15 protein-coding genes are annotated in these 17,599 nt (G+C 50.0%); 5 read left to right on the top strand and 10 right to left on the bottom strand.

What is annotated here, in order from left to right; all coding sequences use genetic code 11:
• Nucleotides 1-127 precede the first annotated feature (127 nt).
• Entirely contained in the window at nt 128-1,315 is a 1,188-nt protein-coding gene (locus CEK71_RS17650) for an acetate/propionate family kinase (protein ID WP_088620613.1), read from the bottom strand.
• 377 nt (nt 1,316-1,692) lie between these two features.
• On the opposite strand from CEK71_RS17650, the gene CEK71_RS23265 reads away from it, so the two are divergent.
• The 4 genes from CEK71_RS23265 (at nt 1,693) to parE (ending at nt 7,274) form a co-directional block, all read left to right on the top strand.
• Nucleotides 1,693-1,860, top strand: a complete 168-nt coding sequence (locus CEK71_RS23265) for a hypothetical protein (protein WP_198328299.1) — start codon at nt 1,693-1,695, stop codon at nt 1,858-1,860.
• 671 nt (nt 1,861-2,531) lie between these two features.
• A complete protein-coding gene (locus CEK71_RS17645) occupies nt 2,532-2,945 on the top strand; it encodes a hypothetical protein (protein WP_088620612.1) in 414 nt (137 codons plus the stop codon).
• Between the two features lie 282 nt (nt 2,946-3,227).
• On the top strand, nt 3,228-5,213 hold the full coding sequence (locus tag CEK71_RS17640) for a TerD family protein (RefSeq protein ID WP_088620611.1): 1,986 nt from the start codon (nt 3,228-3,230) through the stop codon (nt 5,211-5,213).
• A gap of 168 nt (nt 5,214-5,381) precedes the next feature.
• Nucleotides 5,382-7,274 carry a DNA topoisomerase IV subunit B gene (gene parE, locus CEK71_RS17635; RefSeq protein WP_088620610.1) on the top strand — a complete coding sequence of 631 codons (1,893 nt, stop codon included), beginning with the start codon at nt 5,382-5,384 and terminating at the stop codon, nt 7,272-7,274.
• A 418-nt stretch (nt 7,275-7,692) separates the two neighbouring features.
• On the opposite strand, the gene CEK71_RS17630 is transcribed toward parE, so the two are convergent.
• The 3 genes from CEK71_RS17630 to CEK71_RS17620 form a co-directional block, all read right to left on the bottom strand.
• Nucleotides 7,693-8,988, bottom strand: a complete 1,296-nt coding sequence (locus tag CEK71_RS17630) for a hypothetical protein (protein ID WP_088620609.1) — start codon at nt 8,986-8,988, stop codon at nt 7,693-7,695.
• 190 nt (nt 8,989-9,178) lie between these two features.
• The gene (locus tag CEK71_RS17625; protein WP_088620608.1) at nt 9,179-9,400 is read right to left on the bottom strand and encodes a TIGR02450 family Trp-rich protein; all 222 of its coding nucleotides are present in this window, start codon (nt 9,398-9,400) and stop codon (nt 9,179-9,181) included.
• Nucleotides 9,393-10,295, bottom strand: coding sequence for a TIGR01777 family oxidoreductase (locus CEK71_RS17620; RefSeq protein WP_088620607.1), 903 nt, complete (start codon nt 10,293-10,295; stop codon nt 9,393-9,395). The genes CEK71_RS17625 and CEK71_RS17620 overlap by 8 nt, the downstream gene beginning before the upstream one ends.
• 589 nt (nt 10,296-10,884) lie before the next feature.
• Here CEK71_RS17620 and CEK71_RS17615 point away from each other — a divergent pair.
• A complete protein-coding gene (locus CEK71_RS17615) occupies nt 10,885-11,313 on the top strand; it encodes a hypothetical protein (RefSeq protein ID WP_088621679.1) in 429 nt (142 codons plus the stop codon).
• A 106-nt stretch (nt 11,314-11,419) separates the two neighbouring features.
• On the opposite strand, the gene fdxA is transcribed toward CEK71_RS17615, so the two are convergent.
• The 6 genes from fdxA to CEK71_RS17590 all read right to left on the bottom strand — a co-directional run bounded on the left by fdxA (nt 11,420) and on the right by CEK71_RS17590 (nt 17,565).
• Complete coding sequence (fdxA, locus tag CEK71_RS17610; RefSeq protein ID WP_088620606.1) at nt 11,420-11,743, bottom strand: ferredoxin FdxA; 324 nt, start codon at nt 11,741-11,743, stop codon at nt 11,420-11,422.
• Nucleotides 11,744-11,829: 86 nt separating this feature from the next.
• The gene (locus tag CEK71_RS17605; RefSeq protein WP_088620605.1) at nt 11,830-12,543 is read right to left on the bottom strand and encodes a TRAP transporter TatT component family protein; all 714 of its coding nucleotides are present in this window, start codon (nt 12,541-12,543) and stop codon (nt 11,830-11,832) included.
• A 185-nt stretch (nt 12,544-12,728) separates the two neighbouring features.
• Nucleotides 12,729-13,208, bottom strand: a complete 480-nt coding sequence (locus CEK71_RS17600; protein ID WP_088620604.1) for a CYTH domain-containing protein — start codon at nt 13,206-13,208, stop codon at nt 12,729-12,731.
• Between the two features lie 2 nt (nt 13,209-13,210).
• Nucleotides 13,211-13,333 (bottom strand): hypothetical protein, encoded by a 123-nt coding sequence (locus CEK71_RS23980; protein WP_269766564.1) that lies wholly within the window; start codon nt 13,331-13,333, stop codon nt 13,211-13,213.
• 72 nt (nt 13,334-13,405) lie between these two features.
• Nucleotides 13,406-16,447: a COR domain-containing protein gene (locus CEK71_RS17595; RefSeq protein WP_088620603.1), complete on the bottom strand. Its 3,042-nt coding sequence runs from the start codon at nt 16,445-16,447 to the stop codon at nt 13,406-13,408.
• A gap of 218 nt (nt 16,448-16,665) precedes the next feature.
• Nucleotides 16,666-17,565 (bottom strand): Rpn family recombination-promoting nuclease/putative transposase, encoded by a 900-nt coding sequence (locus CEK71_RS17590; RefSeq protein ID WP_088620602.1) that lies wholly within the window; start codon nt 17,563-17,565, stop codon nt 16,666-16,668.
• Between the last annotated feature and the right edge of the window lie 34 nt (nt 17,566-17,599).

Genomic DNA, 17,599 nt, shown 5'->3' with positions numbered 1-17,599 from the left:
TCCTCATACTCAAGTTAATCATTGGACACAGCGTGTCCGGAAAAATAGTGTCAGATGATATGACCTTGGAGCGCGGGCATCTTGCCCGCCTCTTTTGCGGGCAAGATGCCCGCGCTCCACACAGACCTTATGCAGCCAAAGCCCCCAGCATCAGCCCCGCGCAGACCTGCGCCTCTTCGGCGGGGATCACCAGCACCCGCGCCCGGCTGTCCGCCGCGCTAATATCGCCGCCGCCGACCAGCACTTGGTTAGCGGCGGGGTCGAGCGCGAAACCTAGCGGCCCCAAGCCCTCTAAGGTCTGGGCGCGGATTACGGCGGCGTGTTCGCCAATGCCGCCAGTAAACACCACCGCCGACACCTCGCCTAACACCGCGCAATATGCGCCGATATACTTTTTCAACTGATAGCAAAACATCGCCGCCGCCAACGCCGCCGCCGCGTCGCCCGCATCAGCACGGTGTAAAATCCGGCGCATATCCCCCTCACCGCATACCGCGTGTAACCCGCTCTCATGGTTGAGTATCCCGCTAAGTTGCGCAGGCGGCAAGCCTTGTTGCTGCAAAGTCAGCACAATCATCGGATCAAGGTCGCCGCACCGCCCCGCCATCATTAGGCCGGCAGTCGGCGAAAACCCCATAGAGGTGTCAACACTGACCCCACCGCGCACCGCCGTAGCGCTCGCACCGCCACCTAAATGCAGGATAATCAAGTTCAGCTCGGCAGGCGTACGGCCCAGCCAATGCGCGGCGGTGTTGAGGCTGTGTTGGCAGGATAGGCCATGAAAACCGTAACGGTAAAACGCCACGGTCGTGGATAAGGCCTCAGGGATGGCGTAGCGTTTGGCGACCATCGGCAATTGGCGGTGAAATCCCGTATCAAACAAAGCGAAATGGGCGACTTGCGGAAAGATCGCCAAGGTTTGCCCCACCCCTAAGCGGTTAAACGGGTTATGCAGCGGCGCGTAAGCGTCCAACGCCGCCAGCCGCGCCAATACGTCCGGGCTGATGGGCGTTAAGGTACCGAACCAGTCCGCGCCGTGGACAATCCGGTGGCCGATAGCGCTCAGCCGTACCCCGGCGGCATCCAGCCACGTTTGCCAACGCGCCAGCACCGCCGCCAACACGGCGGCAACGTCCGGCAACGGCCCCAACAGCGTCGCCACTGCCCCGCCTTGCCAATCCAGCCCCGTCAGCATTACAGCGGCGGGATCACCGTAATCCGCCGCCAATGCCGCCCGCGTCCGCAACAGGCCGTCAAACAACTGCGTCTTCACCGAGGTACTGCCGACATTCACCACCAGCAGCCATTGCGTCATAAAGCCATCATCGCGTCCGTTAAGCTATTAGATAAGAGTAAGATAAACCCCATAAGCGTATAGCGATACGGCTTAATTGTAAAGCCTGCCACATTCCTGCACCGTGGACAGGGGGTGGGGAAAGGAAGTTCCATAGCAAGGGCAGGCAAGCAAGCCATACACCCCAACAGCCCGCCTCTACCGCCAACAAAAAAACCACCTTATCCTCCCTCTGCGTCCGCCCAAAAAACCACTACAAAATAAACAATTGGCAACAACCCGATGAAAAACCGCACAATACTTGATCTTGCTCAACTTTTTTATGGCATTTTTTGTTTAAATAGCGCCACGTCGACGCAGCCCACCCTCAAACCTTAGCCACTACAGGAACTTATGTTATGAACGAAGTGAAAGAACGCGACAATTTCTGGTTTATCGTTGTAGGTATTGTTGCCGCCGCCATTGCCGTCATGGTCATGGTAAAAGGCAGCGAACACGGCAAATTTGAATCGACCGCCAAAGCCATGGCCGAAGATGCCGCCGATTCGGCTTACCGCCACCCATAAAGCCCCGTTTGAACCTACCGCCTGCCCTAGCCATTATGTCAGGGCGGTAGCCGCTAAAGTCAGGTGGACTGCTCCCGTGTAAAAGCTTTAAGGAACGTGCATAAAATTAAGTAGGTGTTCCATTACGCCTCAGCGTGTTAAACCCCACCCCAGCCCTCACTGCCATTAAGTTAAGGGTTTTTGTGGCTATATGGACGATAATAAACGAATTTTTTAGATTATTAACATGGTTAAAAAAAGCGGGCAGTTGAGCGGAGCCGGGATCTGATCGATGCGGACAGCTTGGTGGGGAGAATCTAAATAAGGCTTTTTTCATTAAACGAAATAAAAACAGTCTGATTAAAATCTCTTAGCCATGAGCATAAGTCATTGATTTTATTCTCCCCACCCCAACCCTCCCCATCAGGGGAGGGAGTTGCCCACCTTAACAAGCCTTAGCTCTCCGCTAATCTTCCCCACTATTTAGAGGTGACTTTATGAAAAACTTGATGATCGAGTGTAAAGGTGTAAGCGGGGGTAAATTAACTGTTGCCGCAGGCGTGAAGTATCGCGTGCCGCATTTTGGCGGCGGATAAACGCCGTGTTACCATAATTTTAGCCCATTATTGGGTAAGCTTAGGCAGTTTTTGCCCTGCCACTTTTGCACTTCCTTTCCTACGGATGAAACCGCCATGCAAATTACGATTACTGTTCCAGATACCTTACCGAAAGAACGCCTACAACAACGCATTCAGGAGTTGGAGCAAAGTTTGCTGACCGAAGCTAAGTTCTTTGCCGTTTTTGTTAAGCAACAGGCGGTTACTGATGATCCTTGGACAAATCCGGCCATTGCTTTGCCGACAGTTGACGCGGGTATTGAGGATTTCGCGCTTAATCATGACCATTATCTCCAAGCGCAAGCTATTGGGGCATCCGAGAACGCTGACCTTAGCCCCCCTACACTTAAGGAGGCTGATACTTCGTTATCGGCAGGAACGGCCTTACAAAATTTTCTTAAGAAATATGAAGCAGATCCTATCGATATTGACACCCGTATTTTTGAAAAAGACAGGGCGACCGAAACAGATAGGGATTTTAAGCTATGAGCTTAATTTACCTGTTAGATACTCATAGCTGCGTCTCTTTGCTGTTGATGGCGGATATTTTAACAAAAAACGCTTAACGCCGTGGTTTTGCCAGCGATATGGTAGGCTATGTTTTATCGATGCAGCCTGACTATTTAGTAAGGAGATACGTTACACTCTTCCCCGATTAACTACTAAGGGGCAAGTCACTATTCCCTAAAGCTATATGCGTTAAGTGTCAGGTAAAAGAATAAATTTTCTTAACTTCGACCAGCTAATTCAATCCAATATGATGGAGTTATTATGCAACTTATGAAAGGGCAGCGGGTATCGCTTGCTCAGCTACTTGGCAGTGAATGTCAAAATTTTAAAGTTAGGTTATCAATTGTAGGTATATCAGTTGATTTTGCTTGTTTTGGATTGGACATAGATAATAAGTTGTTAACTGATGATTACATGGTGTTCTTCAATCAGCCGCAAATGCCCTGTGGATCTGTATCAGTAGCTTTGCAAGCTAATTTGGCACTTTTTTCTTGTAATTTAAATACATTGCCTAGAGCAGTAGAGCATTTGGCTTTCACAATTGCTGTTAATGGTTTAGATACTATGGGGCTAATGGAATCTGGTTATTTAAAGTTTCTTAGTGATGACCAAGAAATTGCTTGTTTTAAATTCAGTGGAGATGATTTTAACTTGGAACGTTCATTAATATTGGGTGAGCTTTATAGGAAAAATGGAATATGGAGATTTAATGCTGTTGGGCAGGGGTTTAAAGAAGGGCTTGAGAAATTAGTAGAATATTTTGGAGGTTCCATAGAAGAAATAGATGCCACTGATTTTCAAAAAATACACTCATCAGATGATCGCATAGATATAACACAAATAGCTGGGCTTTCTGCAGGAGCTATGGGTAGTGCAATAAATTATGCAGACAACGTTATTTTAAGTGCGCAACGTGGGCATGGATTTGCCGCTGAAAAAGCAAATCATCTTCATGACTTTTTTTCAGGTAAAAATGCAGAACTGATTGGCGGTAATAATGTTAAAAATGGTGCTGATAGGCTAGTTGACGGCATATTCATACAAACAAAATATTGTAATTCGGGGTCAAAATGCGTTGCTGAAACGTTTGAAAACGGTCAGTTCCGTTATTGGAATACCAACGGAACCCCCATGCAAATTGAAGTGCCATCCGATATGTATGATTCAGCCGTACAAGCAATGGAAGATAGAATTAGAAAAGGCCAATTGAAAGGCATTAGTGACCCGGTAAAAGCAAAAGACATTATTAAAAAAGGCGAATATACCTATCAACAAGTTAAAAATATTGCTCGTTTTGGAACAGTTGAAAGCTTAACTTATGATGCCGTTAATGGTGTTAAGTTGGCAGGTACTGCAATGGGCATTTCTGCGGTTATGTCGTTTGCTGTTTCTATTTGGAATGGAGAGCAATGGGATATTGCTTTAGAGCAAGCCTGCTATTCTGGATTAAAAGTAGGTGGTATTGCTTGGGTCAGTAGTGTTTTAGCAGCCCAATTAGGCAGAACAGGTTTGGAACAAGGATTAAGAGGCACAACTGACTGGATTGTCCAGCAAATGGGACCAAAAACCGCCGCTTGGCTAGCAAATGGCTTGCGATCTGGTAAAAATATTTATGGTGATGTGGCTATGAGAAATGTCAGTAAGCTATTGAGGGGGAATATTGTTACTGGGGTTGTGACTACTGTTGTTTTGTCTTCGGTAGATTTTGTTCGTCTATTCAATGGAAGAATTTCTGGGGCTCAAGTGTTTAAAAATGTGGCTACTACAGCATCGGCTGTGGCAGGAGGCACTGGTGGGTGGTGGGCTGGTGCAGCTTTAGGCGCATCAATTGGTTCTGCTGTACCCATTATAGGCACAGCAGCAGGGGGGATTATTGGAGGACTGTTAGGTGGTTTTGCAGGCGGTAGTGCTGCTTCAGCCGTTGCTTCTACGGTGTTAGATGAATTTATTGAAGATGATGCCAAAGCGATGCTTAAAATTATTGAAAGCGTCTTCGGGCAACTGGCGTTTGACTATTTGTTAAACGAGACAGATGCCGCGATTGTGATTGATGAATTTCAAAAACTGGATGTTCCAGATCTGCTACGAGATATGTATGCCAGTAGTGATAGGGAGGACTATGCAAGGAAAGGATTGGAGCCTTTAATAGAGGCTAGAGCAAAAAATCGTATGCAAATTAAGTTGCCGAGCGAGACCGAAATACTTAGAAAAACTGGAATAATTATCGATCAATTGGTAACAGCGTAACAACTATGTTTATCCGCCCCAAGCCCCGCTTTTTACCCGTCCCCGCCTTGCCTCCCACACCCCCAAAAATGGCATAATTGTTGTTTGGGGATACGGATAGAAATATTTAATGATAGGATGTATAGCAACAACCCTTCCCGTTTTTAGTGATTGAGTAAGCAAGAGCCAATGAGTAATGAATATAATGCCGCCGCGATAGAGGTCTTAAGCGGTTTGGAGCCGGTGCGTAAGCGTCCTGGCATGTATACGGATACCACCCGCCCTAACCATTTGGTGCAGGAGGTGGTCGATAATAGCGTCGACGAGGCGATGGCTGGCCATGCCAATAGCATTGAGGTGCTGTTGCTGAAGGACGGCGGGGTGTCGGTGTCCGATAATGGCCGGGGGATGCCCGTGGATGTGCATCCTGAGCAGGGGATGCCGGGGGTGGAGGTGATTTTGACCCAACTCCATGCGGGCGGTAAGTTCTCTAACAAAAACTACCAATTCTCCGGCGGTTTGCACGGGGTCGGGGTGTCGGTGGTTAACGCCTTGTCCGCCAAGTTAGAGGTGGAGGTGAAGCGTAACGGTAAGATATACCGGATGACCTTTGCCGATGGCGAGAAGCAAAGCGAGTTGACCGAAGTCGGCACGGTGGGCAAGAACAATACCGGCACGACGGTGAAGTTTTGGCCGAACGAAAAGTATTTCGATTCCAGTAAAGTGTCGGTGTCGCGGCTTAAGCACAATTTACGCGCGAAGGCGGTGTTGTCGCCGGGTTTGAAGGTGATTCTGAAAATCGAGCAGTCGGAAGAGCATTTCGAGTGGTATTACCAGGATGGGCTAAAGGATTATCTGCTTGACCGTATTGGTCAGGTGGAGTATTTCCCCGAACAGCCGTTTATGGGCAATAGTGCCGCTAACCATGAGGCGGTGGAATGGGGTGTGGTCTGGGCGGTGGAAAACAGTTCGGAAGTGCTGGCGGAAAGTTATGTCAATTTGGTGCCGACCGCGCAGGGCGGTACGCATGTCAACGGCTTGCGGGCGGGGTTGACCGAGGCGATGCGGGAGTTTTGTGATTTGCGCAGTATTCTGCCGCGCGGGGTGAAGGTCGCGCCGGAAGATGTGTGGGAGAACTGCCATTTTGTCTTGTCGGTAAAGTTGGAAGACCCGCAGTTTTCCGGGCAAACTAAGGAGCGCTTAAGCTCGCGCGAGTGTGTGGCGTTTGTGTCGGGGGTGGCTAAAGATACGTTTAGCTTGTGGCTGAACCAGCATCCGGCGGAGGGTGAGAAGATCGCCGAGGTGATTATCGCCAGCGCCCAAAAACGCTTGCGCTCGAATAAGAAGATCATCCGTAAGAAAATCACCGCCGGGCCCGCGTTGCCGGGTAAATTGGCGGATTGTTCGGCGCAGGATATTGCGCGTACTGAATTGTTTTTGGTGGAAGGGGATTCGGCGGGCGGTTCGGCGAAACAGGCGCGGGAGCGGGATTTTCAGGCGATTATGCCCTTGCGCGGCAAGATTTTGAATACTTGGGAAGTGGAGTCTACGCAGGTGATGGCTTCGCAAGAGGTGCATGATATAGCTGTGGCTTTAGGGATAGAGCCGGGGTCGGACGATTTGCAGAATTTGCGTTATGGTAAGGTCTGTATCCTCGCCGATGCCGATTCGGACGGCAACCATATTGCGACGCTGATTTGCGCCCTGTTTTACCAGCATTTTCAGCCGCTGGTGAAGGCGGGGCATGTGTTTGTGGCGATGCCGCCCTTGTACCGGATTGATGTCGGCAAGCGGGTGTTTTACGCGCTGGATGAGTCGGAACGGTTGGGGGTGTTAGACCGCATTAAGGCCGAGAAGCTGAAAGGGACGATTAATGTCCAGCGGTTTAAAGGTTTGGGCGAAATGAACCCCTCACAGCTTCGGGAAACCACGATGAACCCGGATACCCGCCGTTTGGTGCAGTTGACAATTGCCGACGATGATGAGACTAGCGGGCAGTTGGATTTGTTGTTGGCGAAAAAACGCTCGCAAGACCGGAAGGCGTGGCTGGAGACTAAGGGGAATTTAGCGGACGTGTTGTAGGTGGTTTCCCCCCCTAGGGAACTGCCTTAGGGGGGTATAGGTTTGCCGGGCGTTTAGATTAATGCCATAACGATGAAGCTGATGATCATTGTGCCTAGCACAAAGGTCAGCACGGATTTGTCGTCATTGTCGTTGTCATTTGCTGCCATAAGTCCTCCGCAGATGCTGGTGTGGGACACCCTCTACCGCAGCGTTGGGGGCGGCGGTTAAGGGCGGTGTCCGATGGGGGGATTTTGCCCACCGCTATTTAGCATACGGGGAAAAACGCGAAAGTAAAGGCGGGTGGGCAGGATTGGCGGTCACTGCCATTACGTTAATCCTACCTGGTTTTATGTGTAGCGTGCGGCATTCGCTAAAAAAGCCGCCCAGCGGAAGTTGCTGGGCGGCTTTTTTTGTTTAAGGCTTTGGGCAGGGCTGCTTAGAAATCGTAGCTGATGCCGATGTCGTAGCCTTCGAAGTTGTTGGGGTTTTCGATACTGAACACATATTTGCCGCTTAGCGATAATGAGTCTGCCAAGCCAAACGTGGCGCGGTCTACCCAACCGATTTTTTTGACGGAGCTCAGTTCAATGCCGACTTCGTTATATTGGCGGACAAACACTTTGGAGCCGGTGAATTCGGTATCGGTGAAGATACCTTTGACTTTTACGTCATGGCCGAACATCGACACCACTTTGCTGGGGAAAATACCGTTTTTAAAGACATAGTTATTGATGTTAGGGTCGGAGCTGACTACGCCTTTAATGCTGAGCGGCAAGGTTTTGTAAAAGCCGAACATATTGACGAAGCCCATGTCGAGGCCTTGGAACTTGAACTGGTAGTTGCTGGCCAGCGAGGTGTTGAATATTTGCCCTAAGGTGGCCAAGTCTTGCGAGCCGAGAGCACCGTAACCGACCGAGGGGATCAGATACCAATTATCCGTCAGGGGGTGCATATAGCCAACCCCTAAGCTGCCTTGGTAAGAAGCGGCTTGCCCTACGGTGATATAGTTGAACTGGCCAGTGAGCAGGAGTTTTTTACGCGGATCATCCGCGCTAATATTGAAGGCTTTGCTGACAGGTATGTTAAGGACGGAAATATCAACTTTACCGCCTTGGGTATAATTGCCGCCGCCTATACCGACCATGATGGGGTTGGCGGAAGAGAGGCTGGAGGCTTTGCCAGTGTGGCTGCCAGAGCTTGATGTTGAGGTTGTTGATGTTGATGTGGCATTGCTGGCAAAATCAAAGTTGCTGCTGACGATTTGGCCTTGTAAGCTGGTAGGGTTGCCGGCAATTTGTGAGTTAGGGGTGTTGGCGACCTGATATTGCAGGATCTTGCTATAAGTGCCGCCAGTGTCGTTGCGCAGGTAGTTTTCCATCTGTTTGGTGCTGTTGCTACGGTTGGTGCCTGTAAAGGTCTTGCCCTGTAAACCGACTGAGGGAATGTCCAAAATCAGGGTGTTGCTCTTTTCATTAAACGTCACCACAATAGGTACGCCTTGATAAACCGTGTTGGCGGTCACCCCCCAAGTGCTGTTGTAACCGGGAAAAGACGGCTTAAAGCCCTTTTCCTTGAGCTGGTCAAAAAAGTTATTGGCGGTGTCGAATGAAAACGATTTGGAGGATTGTGCTTGGGTGTCTGGATTGGTGACGGTAATGAGCGCATCAAACACACCGGCAAACGCGTAATAAGGCAACAGCGACAAAGCTAGCGTTGCGGTTATTTTTTTCATAATAAAGCCCCTTGTTAAGAATAAATAAACGGTGCGGCTGAGTTGTTCTGCCCAGCTTTGTTTACGCGAAATAGCATAAATTAATATTTTTTATTTTTCCGTGAACTATTTCACATTCTTGCTTAACAATAATGGATGCCGGGAAATTGCGCAAGCGGTGGGCGGAAAAACTTTCTCTTAAGCCTGCTGCCTAATGCCAGCCCATTTGCCAAATAGTTTTTTCTTTCAATAAGTTCCAAGCAATTTCGTATTCATTGTGATTTATTACCGCTTCTAAAATACAGGCGATAACCACCTCCTGTTCGTCCTTAATTAAGCGCGTCACCAAAAAATGCTTTTCTTTGTTGGCAGGCGTTACCGCCGTCCATTTGCTCAAGAGCAGTTTTTGCGGATTGATCAGCCTTTTATTCATGGCTTAAGACTTCTTGTAAAGCATCGCTAAGCAAGGGGTAGCGGAAGCTATAGCCATGCTCCAGCAGCCGTTGCGGCAACACGTTTTGGCCACCCAGCAAGAGCTCGGACATCTCGCCTAAGCCCAGCTTTAAGAGGCTGGCGGGTAGGGTTAATAAGGCAGGGCGGTGCAAGCAAGCGGCTAAGGTGCGGGTAAATTCGCGGTTAGTGACCGGATGGGGGGCGGTGGCGTTATACGGCCCGTGTAAGGTGGTGTCGTACAGCAAGGTTTGGGCAATGCCCAGCCAATCTTGCAGGTGTATCCACGACATCCATTGCTGGCCGTTGCCTAAGCGTCCGCCTAAGCCGAAACGGAAGGGCAGTAACATCCGTTGCAAAAAACCGCTGCCCGCGCCGACGACTAGGCCTGTCCTTATCAGGCAGACCCGGGTGCCTTGGGCTTCCGCTTGGCGTGCCGCCTGTTCCCAATCATGGCAAAGCTGTTGCGAAAAATCTTCATGCACCGCCGAATATTCGGTCAGGGAGGTATCGCCTTGGCAGCCGTAATAGCCGATGGCCGACCCGCTGACCAGCACTTGGGGCGGGGTGGGCATCCGCGCCAGTGCGTCCAGCAAGCGTTCGGTCAAGCCGATGCGGCTGCTGCGGATGAGCTGTTTTTGGGCAGGTGTCCAGCGGCCCGCAAATATCGGTGCGCCCGCCAAGTTAATCACCGCCTGATAAGACGAGTCGGCGTTAATGTTTGCCATGTCGTCCAGCACCTTTAGGCCTGGGCGGCCTATCTGCCGGACAGATTGCGGGTTGCGGGTCAGGATAGTGACGGTGTTGTTTTGGTCGTACAAGTTACGCGCGAGGGCGGAGCCGAGGAAGCCGGTGCCGCCAGTAAGCAGAATGTCCATGATTTTCCCTTATAATTAAGTGGTGGTCAGGAGGGGGCTGTTAGGGCTTCTAAGTGTGTGCATATATCTTTTAACATTTAACATTGTTATCTCTGTAACCTCCTCCCAACCTCCCCCTTGCCAGGGGGAGGGGCTTTTTCCCCTGATTTTCGCCTGTTCGACGGGGAAAACGCTCCCTCCCCTGCGAAGGGGAGGGCTGGGGTGGGGTTTAATTCGCAAATGTTAAAAGATATATGCACACCTACTTATACTTGCCCTGCCATTGATATACCACGAATCGGCACTTAGGGCTATTTTCAGGTGTAGGTCAGGAGCATAATGTAATTTTGTACATGTTTTGTACAGATATGAATTGACAAAATGCGTTGTGCTTGTAAGTTGATAAGCAAGATTCAGGGTCATTCAGAGGTGTTGCCGATATGCTTAGCCATTGTGCCTAAGTATGGGCGGCACAGGCTAAATGGCATGAATTTCGTATTGCTTTCTTAATCTGCGCTGATAGGTTAAGAAGACTCCCGTCCTCCTCTATAAGCCCTCCTAGGTTGTCTATGGGAGGGCTTTTTTTTTAAGGTGATCTAGGATGAAAGCGATGGTCTTAACAATAAGCCGCTTAGGCAAAGGGCTGGTGGCAATAAATTTTTATATCGCGGTACTGGTGTTGGCGGGGTTTTGTCTGTTGTCAATTTCAGACGGTTATAGCGTGTTTGATTTTAACGGCGATTTATACGGGGCATTGGATAACAATCTGCGCATGATGATTGTTTATCTGGGGATGATTGAGCTGGTGGTGTTTTTTTACTGCTGGCTGAGCAAAAAATTTCAGGTGATGACCTTAGTGGGCTTTTTTCTGATTTTGATGATTGAATCCATCCAATTTTATGGCGAAGTCAACACGGTGGAGATTGACGAAAGCCTGCCGCTGTTCTTTTTGTACACGGGCTTATCGCATCTGGCGTTTGGCATTATGTGCATTGTGGACGGCAACCGTTTAAAACAACAAACCGACGAAGCCCCTTAAGTTATCCTCAAGCAGGGGTGCTGTTGCCTCTGCTAAGGGGGCGGCAACAGCACCCGCCCCCTCCAGAGCATTCCGCTAACAACGCGGTATTGCCAGCAGAGGGCCTTTATCTTTCCAGCAAGTCCAATTTACCTTCTTTACCGTTCCACGCATCGGCATCCGCTGCGGCGGGCTGCACTTCGGTGATGCTGGGCCAAATTTTTGACAGTTCGGCATTTAAGGCGATAAATTGCTCTTGGCCTTCCGGCACTTCGTCTTCGGCAAAAATGGCGTTGGCGGGGCATTCGGGTTCACATAAGGTGCAGTCTATGCACTCATCCGGGTCAATGACCAAAAAGTTAGGGCCGGCATGGAAACAATCGACCGGGCAGACATCAACACAGTCAGTAAATTTACATTTAATACAATTTTCAGTGACTACAAAAGTCATAGTGGTTACCAGAATAGATTTTAATAAAAGTGACTATTTTAGCAGAAACCCTGCGTCCATAGAACACCGAGTTAACCAACCGGGCTTTATTTGTTGCTGGCGGAGGTGTTGGCGTTGGACAAATGGTCTTTTTTACGGTTTAAGGGGCTGCCATCAACGGTTGTTAGGGCCTGTTTCGCCTCTTCTTCAAGCCGGGTATCGGCAAAAACCTGTTCCGGCCTGACCGGTGCGGTGCTGGCGCGTTCAAAATAGGGCAGGGCTTGGTCTTTTTTGCCTTGATCCACTAAGTATTGCGCGTAATAAAAATTGCTGTCGATGCCGTTGGGGCTGATTTTTAGCGCCGCTTGGAACATCTTTTCCGCTTCTTCGTCATCGCCGAAGGCAATCGGCCAGCCTGGGGTCAGGTGGTATAACGTCCCCAACACCACATACGCCGACCCGCCCATGGTTTTAGGGTCACTGGCGATCACTTGCCTGAGCATTTCGCGTACCTCATGCACCGCGCTTAATGCCGACACCGGATCTTGATGGTCGGCATAGCTGGCTTTAATGACGGCCTGCCAAAATAACGCCCCGGTTGCTTTGGGGTATTGTCCACACAGCTTAACCGCCTTTTCCAGCAATTGCGCATAAGCGGGGCCTTGCTGTTGTTTGGGCAGTTGATAATAAATCTTCGCCCAATCCGTTTCTATTGCATTTAACGCGTCGGTGATAGGGTCGGCGCGGGTGGGACTGGCCGCTAATAACACCGAGGCCAGTACAGCCTGTTGTAGGGCTTTTAAAGGAAATAGGGTTTTCATAATGACATACCTCCAATGCCGTGCGGTTAAGGAAAGGGTTATTAAGCTGGGTGGCGCATTATTGCTATACTCTGAACGGTCAAATTTTCGGTTTTTGGAGCGCGGTCATCTTGACCGCAACTGGCGGGCAAGATGCCCGCGCTCCATCCCACTAAAAACCGAAACCCTGACCGCTATAGCCAGCTTTAGTCCTTATAGTACCACTGTGAATAAGGGTGGGCGACCAAGTTATTATTATAATAGCGCAAATCATCGGTCACTTCCGCCCCCAGCCACGCGGGTTTACGGAACGCTTGGCCGACGGCGGACAGCTCAATCTCAGCGACGCACAGGCCTTGGTTTTCGCCGGCAAACTCGTCAATCTCCCACAGGTTGCCGTCATCCAGTACCAAATGGCGGGTTTTTTCAATCAGCGGCTTCCGGCACAATTGGCTGATGATCTCATCGGCATCGGCTAAGGGGATTTCGTATTCGTACTCCTGCCGATGTGTGCCGACCACCGCGCTTTTGATGTTCAGCCACGCGTGTTCGTCGCTGATCCTGACCCGAATCGAGGTATGCGCTTCCGAGCTTAAATAACCTTGACGGTAGACCACCGAGCGGTGGACGTGTTCACGCCAACCGTCATTCGCCAGCAAAAATTTATGTTCAATTTCTACGGCCATCGTTAACCTGCCTTGTTAGGGTGTGGGTTGCCGCCATACGTTTGCGTTTGCGCACAGGCGCAGGGCGAACGGGTTGGGGCGGCTTTGGCGATGAACGTAAGCGGGGTATGGGTTGTACTGCTCATAAGATACGGGTAGGGGTGGGGAAATAAGACAGATTATAACGCTATGTTTGGGCTTGCGTCTTGTTTGGGGTGTTACTTTTGTGCAACAACCAACCGCCGGACACCTTCCACCACTTTTAACCAAGCTTCATCTTCTGAGCTCCACTGTTTTTTATCCACCACGGGCACACCTTTATTAGGCAAGGCGTTATATTTGGCAAAATCCAAATCAGTCCAGTGGCAAAAACCCACTATCACCGGAATGAGCTTACATTCCCCGTTATGGCAACGTGCCTCAACCAATGGCAGTTCAGTATCTTGGATATAATCGGTAGCCATGCTGTTTGCTGTAACCAGATATAACACTATATCGGCTTTGTTCAATTCTTCTTTGATTCTATCATCCCACTCTTCCCCGCCGCGCAAATCCTGATCGTTCCAAGTGATGATCTTACCGCGTAAACCCGATAGGTGTTTAAGCAAGGTGTCTTTGTGATGTATGTCGTGTTTGGAATAGGAAATAAAAATTTTCAAGGGCGTTGCTCCATTGGGTAATTTTTTTGCTTCGATGCCGTCCAGTAATGCTAGCACATTAACATCTTCATAACTGCTAGGACATTCCACGGTCAATTTGCCATCGCGTTTGCGTTGCAATAGCCGTTTTTGGTTGAAGCTTTCCGGTATGGCTTTGGTAAGGCATTGTTTACAATGGCACGGCACCCATTTTTCGACCTTGTCGTTAAGCCGGAAACTGTCATTTAAGGCATCCAAATCGGCGGCTATGATGGTCAACAATGCCTTACGCTCTGCGCCTCTGGCGCGTAAGACAATTTCATCGCCTTTCGGGGAAATTTCCGCCAATAACTGCGCACCATCACGCTCAAACAGCACCCCCGTCACCCAGTCCAATTCCGGCTTAGGCACATGGCGGTGCTGGCGCACCATTAAGCGGCTGATAAGGCCCTTGGGCATAAAGTCATAACGGTAACGCAACACCAAATCCCCAGCTTTTTCCCAGCCATTTAAGGCAGTGGGTTTAGACGGTGGCAACAGTTGCGGAACCAGCCAGGTTTCGAGTCCCGTATCAGGCAAACGGTAACAGAGTTCAAATTTTTGCATCAAGGCCAACAATTCAAGGTGCATATCGGCATAAAGCGACTCTTGCCAAACCCGTTGGCAATCTGGCTGTGTAAAACGCCCCAAAGCTGTTTTGACCGCTTCATCATCAAGCATCTTAAACACCGCTTCGGTCGCCCAGGTGTTTTGCAAGATCACCGTCTTTGCCAAGATTAGATCATCCTGAAAATGCAGGAACACGCCTAGATCATGCAAATAGCGGCTTAAATGCAGGGCTTTGTCACGGTCAAATTCCAGATGCTTTTTATACAAAGCAAAATAATCTTGCTGGGAAATATAGGGATTCTGTTGCGTCAGCTCTTCAATGTCGGCACGGATGGCGACCCAACGGGCGGGCAGTTCTTCGCCAATATGCGGCAGTTGCTTGGCGTAAAATGCCAAGGCTTCGTGCAATTTATCCGCCGTGTGGGGGTGTTCCAGATTGCCTTGATACACGCCTTTGACATTGGCAAAGCGGCCTTTGATGCCCGCCTCGTCTATGGTCTTACTGCGCCCGCCTTTTTCGTTCTGGAAAATTAGCACGGGGCTGTGGTCGCCCAACTGATCGACCACCTCCAACCAATACTTAAAGCCATCATCCTGCACGGTTATGCTATTTTTGCGGGTGTCGTCCAACAATACATACAACGAACGTTTAGTGAGGAAAAACTGGTGAGTGGCATGGTAAATCTCTTGGCCGCCAAAATCCCAGACATTTAGCCGGAAATTGCGGCCATTATCGAGCGTAAAGTCGTGGCGGTGGATGTCAATGCCTTTGGTGGTTTCTGGTTCTTCCGGCATAGGCTTATCGCACTGGTAAAGCCGCCGCAATAAACTGGTCTTACCCGTCCCACCTTCGCCAACAATCAATAGCTTGGCTTCGTATAAATGATCGACCCCTTGGCTGGCTTGTTCTTGGAAATAATTGAGGATGGCGGCGTTGCCTTGTTTAGCGATTTCGGCGGGTGGGTTGGTGAGGGGGCAGTTTTCTACGCAAATGCCCTGCTCCAGGGTGTCCCATTTAACTGGAATTCCGTATTTTATCAGGGGTAGTAAGGGAGATAGATCGGAGACTTGCGTATTGCCGACATCAATCGATTGCAAGGCGGCTAAATCCACCAGCAGGGACAGGTCAGAGACTTGTGTATCTCCGGCATCAATCAAATGCAAGGCCACCAAGCCCACCAGTGGGGACAGGTCGGAGACTGGCGTATCCCTAAAATTAAGTGATTGCAAGGTCGCCAAGCTCGCCAGCGGAGACAGGTCGGAGACAGGCGTACTCCCGACATGAATTGATTGCAAGGCCGCTAAACCCGCCAACGGGGACAGATCGGAGACTGGTGTGCCCCAGGCATCAAGTGATTGCAAGGCTACCAAGCCTGCCAGCGGGGATAGGTCGGAGACTTCTGTTGCCCCGACATCAAGCGATTGCAAGCCCGCCAAGCCCGCCAGCGGGGACAGGTCGGAGACTGGTGTATTGTTGATATTAAGCGATTGCAAAGCAGCCAAGCCCGCCAGCGGGAACAGGTCAGAGACTGACGTACTCCCAACATCAAGTGATTGCAAGGCCACCAAGCCCGCCAACTGGGATAGGTCGGAGACTGGTGTACCCCAGGCATGAAGGTCTTGTAAGGCCATTAAGCCTGCCAGCGGAGACAAGTCGCAAGTTTCCGTGCATCCGATATTAAGCAACTGTAAGTTTAGCAAGTAGCTTAATGGGGACAAATCAGTTAAAGCAAATGCGTTACCAAAATCGCCGCTCAACCAAAGTTTTTTGAGCTTTTTTAAATGGACAAACGGGGCAGGCCTCAGCCTACCTATTTGGTTAACAGCCCTCTTATTTGAAGATGTTGTCCACCCATTTTTATCCTGCCTCTCGCTAGAAAACGACAGTTCCTCCAACCAAACCAATTCCCCCAGTTCCTCCGGCACTTCGGTCAAACCACAGTTGCCCAAGTCCAAAAACGTGGACTTAGTTTCCTTATTTTCTGCGATAAGCCGCAGTGCGAGTTCTGACATGGAGGTATTTCCTGCAAGCGATTAACGGGGGTTACGATCTAGGGGTGGTGGGTGTCAGTTGGCTTTATAACACATCCCCTAAAAGTATAACACCCGTGTTTTGTTTGTGTTTGTTGTGGGTAGGAAGGCGGTAGGCTTTCCCCGTTCACATACCCACGCACTTGCAGGGTGTAAAGGGCATAAACTGGAAGACAGTTTGCTAGCCCGTCTGACCACCGTCAGCTAACATCCGCCAGCACCGCCTCAACTTCGGCGACACTCAATTGCACAATCGCGGCGATGGTGGCGGGGTTTAATCCGGCTTGGTGGGCGTTGATGATGGTGGTGCGGCGGTTTTGTGCTATTTGCTCTAGGCCTTGTTGGATACCTTGTTCCAAACCCTGTTGAATACCCAGCTTAAGCCCTTGCTCCTGCCCTTGTCGCAAGGCCAAGTCAATCGAGCTTTTTTGGATGAGTATAAAATCGCGTTTGCGGTGTTGCAGATCCAGCTCTTCCGCGCTCAAGTTGGCCTCGTTGGCGATGGCGAAGGCTTTTTCCTGCTCTTGCCCCAAGTTTTTCGGGATGCAGTCCAATTTACCCGCGTTTTTGATGAAATACAGCCATTTGTCCTGCACGCTGTCCAGCTCGGCTTCGGTTTTGGTAAATTTGGGCAGTTCGATGAACACCAGCTCGATGTCGCCGCTGTATTCGATGAAACGGGCTTTTTCCAGCAGTTTGAAGCAGTTAGTCAGGGGCTGGCCGGGGAACATCACGAAATCGGTCAGGGTTAGGGCGATGACCGGGTTGAGCAGGTGGAACTGCTCGCCCTTGCCCAACTGGGCGGAGTAGTTTTTCGCGGCGTTGTAGAGGATGCGCTTTTCAAAGCCTTCATGGTTGAGCACCTGCATTTCGATGATCACGCGGCTGCCGTCGTCCAGTTCGGCTTTGACATCGACGTAAGTGTCCTTCATGCCTTTGAGCATGGGGATGTTGTACGGGTCGACGATGGTCAGGTCGCGGATGAGCCGTCCGTTGAAGTTGATCAGTGCGTTGAGGAAGCTGATTAAGATGTCTTTGGAGCCTTCGCTGCCAAAGACTTTTTTAAAGGCAAAGTCGGTTCTGATGTCGAGAAAGTTCATAAGCGGCCACTCCGTCAAAGGGAACGTCATTTTA

Source organism: Methylovulum psychrotolerans (assembly GCF_002209385.1).
GTDB classification, from domain to species: domain Bacteria; phylum Pseudomonadota; class Gammaproteobacteria; order Methylococcales; family Methylomonadaceae; genus Methylovulum; species Methylovulum psychrotolerans.
Note: the sequence above shows the minus strand (reverse complement) of the source record. Positions and strands in the feature narration are given on the sequence as shown.